Source organism: Ponticaulis profundi, from assembly GCF_042659465.1.
GTDB classification, from domain to species: domain Bacteria; phylum Pseudomonadota; class Alphaproteobacteria; order Caulobacterales; family Hyphomonadaceae; genus Ponticaulis; species Ponticaulis profundi.
Genome location: NZ_JBHSSW010000045.1, coordinates 1 through 9083, shown reverse-complemented (window position 1 = coordinate 9083; position 9083 = coordinate 1). Strand labels below are relative to the sequence as shown.

Sequence of the window (9083 nt, the reverse complement as noted above, 5' to 3'; positions counted from 1 at the left end):
GGCTACGAGCCCGGACAAAACTCCATCTCGCAGCTCTCAATACGCATCGAACCTAAATATACCTGAACGAGGATAGAAGGACAGTGCGCGTCTGCCTTTATAGGGCGGACTGAAGGGTTAGCGTGACGGTGTCCTTGTATTTACCAGCACGTTTCGTCTGTGTATCGCCGGTGAGCGTGACCTCAAATTCGAGGTCAGATTGAGAATAGCCGGTCCCGACCGGGGACAAGTCTTCATAGGGGGTAGTCGCGCTGATCGGTTGGCCGTTAAAGGTCGCGGTATAGGCAATCTCATCTGTCGCGGCCTCCTCATCATTCAGTTTGAGAACGCCGCCATGATCGCTCGCCATGATGACCCGGAATGGCGCATTCGTTGTCACCGATAGAAGGGTGAATTGTTGATCGCCTGTCTCCATGGATGTTCCGAAATCCATTGTGCCACCCAGGCCACCCCCCTTCAGATTCATCTGGAGGATCTCTGCGACATTGAGAGTTGCAGAGGCAAAGGCTTCATTCCAGTCAGATGTGTAAAAGTTTCCGAACGGGCATCCGACATCACCACCGAAACGATCCGCTATAGCGAAATTGAGTGCATGGGTCCCGGCGGACAATTGCGTCTGACCGGGAGCAATGGACAATCGGACCTGGAGTGCGACTGGGTCGTCTGTATCGTAATATCCCGCGTAAATGACAGTCGAGGACTGCGGCGAAAACACACCTGATGGATAACCATGATATGTACTGGTTATTTTTCCCGACTGCCAGGACCGGGGTAATGCCGCGACGAAATCAAGATCAAAGCTGATGCCATTCGGTTCGTTGCCCGGGAGAGGCTTAATAGCGTGCACATTTCTCCAGGTTTCAGCGGTTGAATCCCATCGGTCTGCCTGAATGGTTGCGATGGCCGTAGTAGGGGCTGGAGAGGTGGGATCATAATCAATCGTCAGGGGCTGGAGGCTCAGCGTAGAACAGGCGGATGCTGTCGCAAACCCAGAGGCGGTGGTGACGAGCATTAGTCCAAGCGCTGCGGTGCGCGCCAGCTTTCGCGCGCCCCCCGTCAGAGAGCCAGCGGTCTGCAGGCTTCGCAAATCCCTGCACCACCTCTTCATGAATGTGGAGGATGAGACTTTTGTCATACCAGCTTCCTTCCCGGAGATGTTCGAAATGAGCGCCAATGACAGATTGGAATAGCCGAACCAGTGCACATTTTCATGCCGCCACCCCGGGGCCAGGCTGACCGATCTGGCAGGACTGCCAGCGCCCCGAAACATTGTGCCGTCAGCGGCTGCTCAGGACTCTGTCTAATCTGCAGAAACCTTGAGACGCTCGCGCCAGGAGAGCTGGTGAACTTACTCATATTCGCCTCTTAACTCGCCGGCGCGGATCAGAGTCTGGCCGTCATCCTCAATCGTGAATCGGATAATGGTCGCGTCCGGCTCGGTGTTCAGACGCAGCTCCCACGTACCAACGCCAACGCCTGGAATACCGAATTTCCCAGAGCCATTGGTGAACATCTCAATGGGCTCGAGGTTAGGATAGTCTGGTGAGGTGACCTCTCCGGCAATAAAAGAAATCGGCTCCCCATAAGGATCGAGCGCCGTTGAGATCAATGTGGTGTTAAGGGCAGAACCGACGGTTAATTTGTAGCCAGCGTAGAATGGAGGTCGCACATCTACAGACCCGGCACCCAGATCATACCCGAGTGGGAGATTAGCCACGTCGAATTCGACATTCCGTTTAGAATAGGTCGGCAGGTCGGAGATAAGCGGTTTACCGAGCCACGCCGACTCCTGTAATCCGCCGCCGACGGAACTCGATTTCACGCCGACGCGCGCGCCCTTAAGTGTCTCATGGCTATCAACGATTGCGAAAGCGCCTGATATTGTGCGTCCGAACGCAAAGGCACCATCAGCAAACCCAATGGAATTCGCCGTGCGCAGGGTGGTGACCTGTGTCGTCGTATTACTGAAGTCGCCATCCGTGCCGAGGCGGTGTGTGAAGCTCACATCGCCGCGTGATCCGATTAGGTAACCGCTGGCATTCATGTTCGCGGAGTCAGGTGTCCGATCAACATCAACACCGGTAGACCATGTACCCCATTTGCTATCGCCGCGGAGCTGGTAGCTGGCAGCAGAACGCTCCGTCCGGGAGTCATAGCTGCTCACGGCGCTTGAGCGGATGCCCGGTCGATAAGTCAGCTGAACACGGAGGCCGACGTCTTCTCCAATACCACCCTCCTGATACGAGAGATCTGTAGAAAGCGAGACCGTGTCTGTCAGACGTTGTCCATATGAAATCCGGCCGCTCCAGCGATCTTCCTGACCATTGCGGCCAAAGAGATAGGAAGCACTGGCCGAGATGCTTGACCCGTTTTCAATGAACGACTTTGAATAATAGCCACTGAATTCCGAAGAGATTGCATTGAGGCGAGGATTGCCGATCGGGCTGAATTTTTCACTCGTGTAACGTCCGGAAACGCCCCAACTCACCCGGTCTTCTCCCGGCTCATAGGCTGGGGTCCGAGTAAAGTCGAGATCAATGGCATAGCCCTCGCCGAAATTGTCCTGCGTTGACAGCGCCAGATCACCAGCGAGGACGCCGAGCGCGGTGGTTTTCAGGATTTCTCCACCCATCATCGCTGACCTGTCATCAAACTGGAAATTCCCTCCCGCAGTCAGGCCATTTTCATATCCTCGACGATAGAAGCCAGTACCCAAATATTCGTCTTCATAGTACTCTGGCGCACGTGTTCCAGTCATCGAACGAATGCCAAGGGCCGCGCCCCATTCTGAATAGCCCGGCCGAAAAATCGATCGATCGAAGAATGTATCAAACTCCACGAGATCTCGTCGGCCTGTCCGATCTTCCACAACAAGTTGAACATTGTTTTCGCCGTCCACGAAGGGAAAATCAGTGAGATCGTAATTGCCAGGGTCCAAACGCAGCCGTCGGACCTGACGTCCGTTGATCAGAACCTGAACTTCAGACGTTTCTTCTATCGAGAAGGACTGAAACCCACGTGGGCGCGTATTTGTGTAAGGCTGAAGGGTACGTGTCGCCTTATAGACAGACAGTCCGGCCATGCGCGGATTGGACTGAAAAGACCGTGTGATTGCGGAAACATCGCCAAACTCTGCCCGGATTGCCCGGTCTTCATCGTCATAGATGAGACGTGATCCGCTTCTGCGAAATCCACGCCCATCTGTATCATAGTCAAAGCTGGTTTCATAGGCGACGCCGAGCGCCCTTCCGCCCCAAAGACCACTAAAATATGGAGATTGCAGACCTGTGTCTCCGGCAGTCTCATGAGCATAATCAGTGGAGGATCGCAGGTTCAGAAAGCTTGAAAACCGAGCGGGTTTGGCGAAAAGCCCGCGCTCTGTCCGCTCGAATTCTGCCACTTCTATTCTGCGCGTTTCCCGGTCACTAATTGGCAGAACGATATTGATTTCCAACAGGTTTGGATCCCAGCTTCCCTGGATTCCTTCTATTGAAAGGGCTCCCAATGCGACAGGGTCACCGGGGTCTGCCGCACGCAAACGCTCGACTGTAGACGGCGCAGCGAGCGGCTCAATCAGCCGTGCGACTTCGCTTAGTCGTATAAAAGGTGTATCACCCGAAATATAAGCGACCAGATCACCGAGATATCTGCCGCTCTCATTCAACGGTACGACAATCTCGATATCAGTCGGCGCTTGTTGTTCGGGAACCGTTCTCGGCTGGATCGGAATTACGGTGGTGGACTGTGCCAGTTGAATATCAGGCCTCGGCTGTGGCGTGTTCCGGCGCGAGCCGTCACTAAAGCCCTCGAAACTTTCTCTGGTCGATACCTGAATAGGCGAATTGCGATCTAAATTAGCCGAAACCGCAGCAGGCGAACTGCACAACCCCACAGAAATGAGCGCGACCGTTGCTGTACTTTTTCTGAGTGCTGTTCGAAACATGTAACGCCCCAAATCCCCTTAGCCGTCGTCTATCGGCGCCCGATGTATCGGATACTAGCTTCCAGTGAGCTTCCGCCTTCGGGGAGGTCGAAGGGAAGGACAAAGCGGCGATCCTTACCTGGCTGTACCAGGCCGACACCAACGGTTTGTCCGATCTCCTGCGGCCGCCAGGAACGGCTCCAGACCTGCTCGCCTGTCTCGTCCTTCGCCGTGAGTTCCAGGCGTGAACCGGATAAATATGCATGCGTGTTGGAGGGGTTCTTCACAGTAAGCGCGGCGCGCCGCGTCCCGTCGTCATTGGTCACGAGTTCAGAGGAAAGCAATGTAAGATCGGCCTCCCCCCCGAGAGGTGACACACTCCCAACCACTTCAAAATTGTAGAGGATCTGAATGCCTGAAACCCCTTCCGGTAATGCGACGGGTTGCTGGGCAACAGAGAAAATATAGGATTTAGAGGCTTCTAACTCCGGATCTCCGACATACTGAACCCGGAAAACCTGGGTTGCGCCGGGCGGAATGAGCGCCTGGAAAGGAAAAATGACGAAGTCATCGTCGGCGGATGCGGCAGAGACCTCACCCGCCTCCGACATGGTAACTTCAGATACGCTAATTGCCACAGGAATATCGCCAGTGCTCGTATTCGTAACTCGCAATTGGGTGTTCGCGTTTCGACCGGCTGCTTCAAGATCGAAGACAATCGGAGTGACACTCATGGCGTGAGCCATTGAATTTGCACTGATGCAAAGCATCGCCATCAGGCATAGAAGTTTACGGAACATTTTACGATTCCAAGCCATCATCAATCAGAGTGCCGCGCCAATTTGCATTGTGAGCGTGTCGGACCAGCTGCCGGCGACGAGCGGTGCATTTACATCATTCGGATTGGCAAGATTGATGCTGAGCATGCCCGTACCACGATACGCTCCTGCTATTGTTCCAGGATTGGAAGTCGTGACCCCGCTTTGCCCTTGCGTGTTTAGAAACGTCGACGTGACATCTGCCCATACGAAGACCGCATTATAATCGATTTCCGTTGTAAACGAATCGGACGTGATCGTTGGCAGATTGCCTGTATCCTGAGCGGCAAACTTGCTCGTTGACGTCTGCAGGCTAATAGAGTGCACGTAATTGCAATAACCTGAGACGGTCAGAGTTATGTTCACATTGTTCAGTTTAAACAGTGCTGTTGCCGGATCCACCATGTCCGTAAAATCTATGGTCGCGGCCGAACTCGTTGCCCCTGCTGCGAGTGACGCATTGTTGCTACCCCCATATGCCAAGGGCTCAAGCAGGCAGGTGTCTCCAACTGTGCCGTCAAGATAACCCTCTCCGGTCGAGCTTGGGGATGCGAAGCCCGGCAAGCCGAGTATAGCAAGCCCCCCCAACGCACCAATGAAAAGATACTGTTTCATGTTGTTCTCCTGAATTGGCTAGGGCCGGCCCGAAACTTCAATGATGATTTGATCCGAATAATCTCCGGAAATCAGAGGAGTAGAGGTCGGCACTGAATTGATTTCGATCTGGAAATCCCCTGAGCGCACGCCACTCACCGAAACACCGATGCCTTCGCCTCGCATTCCGGACGTTGTGTAATCAAAGGATTCATCGGCCCATCTGGCAGATACCGAGTAGTCTGACCGGTTTGAAAATCCGTCTGATCCAGACCCGTCATCATTCAATAAACCGCCGAAAATGGATCGGATTGAGACCTGATGAGCAAAATTGCACTGTGCAGCGAACTGAATGGAGAGCCCATAGGGAATGGGCTCTGCCGTTTCAGGATCCACAATGGAAGCTAGCGTGATCGCAATGCCATCATCGGTCTGCGCAATACTCGCATCCGCATCGCCCAACACTGACATTTCACCAAACTGACAAAGGTCTGGGACCACACCGTCAAGGCGTGCCAGTTCAATGTCTGACTCCTGTGCGACTGCTAAAACAGGGCACAATTGAGAAATCAGAGCCAGGATGAGTGTACGGAAATTGCGCATGGTCTCACGAGAACCTTCCAACCGAAGTCGTCTAGGCTTCACCGCTCCTTTTACAGCGTCGCACCAAGGCTAAGGGTGAAGGTTTCCGAATAGCCACCAGACAGAAGCGGGATGGAAGCGCTGGTGGTTTCGTCCAGATCAACGGTGAATACGAGATCACCTCGGAATGCACCGGTCGCAGTTGTCGTATCATTGACGGCAGAACCGCTTGCAGAAGCCGAGGTGTCATTCGTAGACGAAATGGACAGTGGCGATGCGAGTTCAGACCAGTCCAGAGTTGCCGTGTATCCGACTTGCTGAAGAAATGTTCCGCTCGAAGGCGTTACAGTCACACTGCTGTCATATGCCAGAGCACCGTTAGCCGCCTGGAAGCCAAAGCTGTGCGCATAGTTGCAATATGAATTAGCAAATGTCACTGTCGCTGCGGCGTCTTGAATAAGTGCCGTTCCAGCATCGGCGAGCGCGGTAATGTCGAGATCCGTCTCTGTAGTTGGAGTGACATTCGTCAAGCTACTTGTCGCCGCTGTTCCGATCAGGCAGGTATCTGCGACGGAGCCATCCAGGGTGATCGTTGTGCTATCTGATGATGCTGCGATAGCAGGTGCAGCGAGGAAAGAAGCTGCGACTGCAGCCAAAAGTACGCGTTTCATGATGTTTCTCCTAGTCTTCATGAATTTGGCATGGCAGAATCGCAACCATGCGGTGGTGTGGTGGAAGCAGTTGCAGTGCCCCCCCTTTATCGGCCTTGCGGGTCCGATTTCGTTGGCTGAACATCGTTGTGAGGGTGGAGATCATTTCACCCTCACAGTCAGCGTCAGCGTGTCCTGATAGCTTCCGGCGATGAGCGGATTGGCCGTGCTGCCCCAGGCAATCTGCAAGCTGGCATTATTGCCCGATGGGTTGGCCGCCACGTCGGTTCCGGAATCTGAAAAACTGCAGGCCGGATCAAACGCCGCTGCCGTGCAGGGCGCAGCGTTTCCGGCTGTAAGCTCAGCGCTGTTGAGCGTGTCGCTGAAGCTTCCATTATCGGTAATGAAATTGCTCGTAATCGTGTAATCCAGGCTCGCCTCGAAAGCAGCGGAACCGGGTGATACGCCGATGGACGGAGCCTGTAGTTCAAAGCTCTGGCCCGCGCTTTCGAGGGCGTAAGCAAATGGCGCATTGCAATCAACAATGTAATCCAGAGTTGTCGATCCAGGCGTATTGAAATCAAGTCCCGTGACTGAGCTCGTCAGACCGCTTAATGCGCAGCTTGCTTCGATTTCTCCTTCAACAGAAATCTCGACCTGTGCACTTGAAGTCCCTGACATAGCTACGGAAATCGACGCAATTGGCGCGCATACAGTCCGCAGAAATCCCCTGATTATCACCTCTCGCCCCCCGGCGTGTTAACAAGAGGTTTACGATCAGCACGGGAGCTTTAAAAAAAACACACCCAAATGGGCGGATGTGGATTGTTTTTTTAAAATAAACCTAAGGTTTTTATTTTGAATTCCCCAAAACTCTGAAGTCTCAGAACGATGTTCCCCTGAAAAGAGAATGCCCCGGGCGCTTTGAACTATGCCGGCATAGGGCTGACGTGGTTTCAAAGTTGTGGGGCATCTATCCAGCGTGACAGACTTTAAAGATCAATTCGGCCTGATTAGCAGAATCTGACTTCTCGAGGATGCGCTTCATATGCCAGCGGACCGTCTCATATTTGATGTTCAGCTGCCTGCCTGTCGCTCGCAACTGAAAGGTTTCAAAGAAACTTTCGAGTACACTCACTTCCCGTGTGGAAAGGTCGTACAAGCGAGCAAACTTTGACAGGTCGCGCTTTGAACGGTCGCTTTTCAAACGGATCTTCACCAAAACGAATTTTTCAGCGCCGCCCATGAAATGTAGATTTGGGTAAGCAGCCATAGATTGAGCTGTCAGCTCGATATGACGTTCGCCTTTCGGATAAACGGTAATCGCATCGTGACGAGGTAACGATTTGAGCTCGGCGATTAGCTCGGCGAGCAATTCGCACCAGTTGTTACTTGTGTTTGAACTATGTAGATTTCGAAGGAGCTGCTGCTGGATACGCTGAAGCTCTGGGTTTTCGCTTGAGCGCACGATTTCGAACAACAAGTCGTCACGGAAAATCATCAGAAACGAATCGCGGCCCGACGCGGCATCCGATCCAATAATCATGTCATTCCGAATATGACGCTCTAGAGCATGAGCATATCTCAAATGCGGTAGGCAATCCATGAACCAAGACTGATCACCAGACCCAAAAGCAGGTCGACTCTCGTCTCGAGAGATGGAGCAAACAAGTTTGCCCTCCAATTGATCATTCGCAAAAATTGCAGAAAGCGAATGATTGGAGAAAAACAGCGGAAATGAGCAGGTGTCTCGGTCTATTTCATTTCCCAGTCCAGTTTTACACCCATAGCGCTCCTGACCGTTTTGGATCTCTGATGGAGCAGAGGGGGAACTTAGTTTGGTTGCGATACCATCAATCCCGATAGGCTCCAATTGACTTGCATCTTGATTATCGAGGTATTCGGCGGCATCCGGTGTGAGGCTTTGGTATTCGACCAGCGTCAGAAGTTTCACATCTCCGATATCGATTGAGCTTTGCGAAGCCTTGGACGTGATGAAGCGGCTAACACAGACATTAAAGTTCACATGGGACTGTTGCTTTACGTCGTATCGATCCTCAAGCATTTGAAAAGTGCACGCTGTCAATTATTGCCCACGCTTTTCTACAAGCAAAAAAGACGCTGCCACACCACCCAAATGGGCTGCATTCAGTAGTTGCAATTTGACAAAATATAATAACACTTATAATTCAAATCACTAATCATGATGATTGAATAAAGGCTCTGGGTCGAAATGTCCGGCACCACCCTAAATAGTAGAGTGTTTTTTCAGCTTGCCAAATTTGATCTGTCCAATTGATTCGGGCTGACAGGAGTGACGAAGTCAGACAGCGTGCTTGCCGACGCATGCTGCAGACACATGCCAATAAGTACAAATGTGCAGCTGAAACATCACGCTAACCCTTCAGTCCGCCCTATAAAGGCAGACGCGCACTGTCCTTCTATCCTCGTTCAGGTATATTTAGGTTCGATGCGTATTGAGAGCTGCGAGATGGAGTTTTGTCCGGGCTCGTAGCC

General features: G+C 52.6%; 8 protein-coding genes. All 8 read right to left on the bottom strand.

Annotated features, from left to right (window positions below; all coding sequences use genetic code 11):
* Positions 1-97: 97 nt before the first annotated feature.
* Positions 98-1135 carry a hypothetical protein gene (locus tag ACFQDM_RS15600; RefSeq protein ID WP_377380614.1) on the bottom strand — a complete coding sequence of 346 codons (1038 nt, stop codon included), beginning with the start codon at positions 1133-1135 and terminating at the stop codon, positions 98-100.
* A gap of 213 nt (positions 1136-1348) precedes the next feature.
* On the bottom strand, positions 1349-3943 hold the full coding sequence (locus ACFQDM_RS15595) for a hypothetical protein (protein ID WP_377380612.1): 2595 nt from the start codon (positions 3941-3943) through the stop codon (positions 1349-1351).
* Between the two features lie 29 nt (positions 3944-3972).
* Complete coding sequence (locus ACFQDM_RS15590) at positions 3973-4656, bottom strand: molecular chaperone (RefSeq protein ID WP_377380610.1); 684 nt, start codon at positions 4654-4656, stop codon at positions 3973-3975.
* A gap of 90 nt (positions 4657-4746) precedes the next feature.
* A complete protein-coding gene (locus tag ACFQDM_RS15585; RefSeq protein WP_377380608.1) occupies positions 4747-5355 on the bottom strand; it encodes a hypothetical protein in 609 nt (202 codons plus the stop codon).
* Between the two features lie 18 nt (positions 5356-5373).
* Positions 5374-5958, bottom strand: coding sequence for a hypothetical protein (locus tag ACFQDM_RS15580; protein WP_377380607.1), 585 nt, complete (start codon positions 5956-5958; stop codon positions 5374-5376).
* 29 nt (positions 5959-5987) lie between these two features.
* Entirely contained in the window at positions 5988-6587 is a 600-nt protein-coding gene (locus tag ACFQDM_RS15575; RefSeq protein ID WP_377380605.1) for a hypothetical protein, read from the bottom strand.
* 141 nt (positions 6588-6728) lie between these two features.
* Complete coding sequence (locus tag ACFQDM_RS15570) at positions 6729-7247, bottom strand: hypothetical protein (protein ID WP_377380603.1); 519 nt, start codon at positions 7245-7247, stop codon at positions 6729-6731.
* A gap of 292 nt (positions 7248-7539) precedes the next feature.
* Positions 7540-8631, bottom strand: coding sequence for a helix-turn-helix transcriptional regulator (locus ACFQDM_RS15565; RefSeq protein WP_377380601.1), 1092 nt, complete (start codon positions 8629-8631; stop codon positions 7540-7542).
* Between the last annotated feature and the right edge of the window lie 452 nt (positions 8632-9083).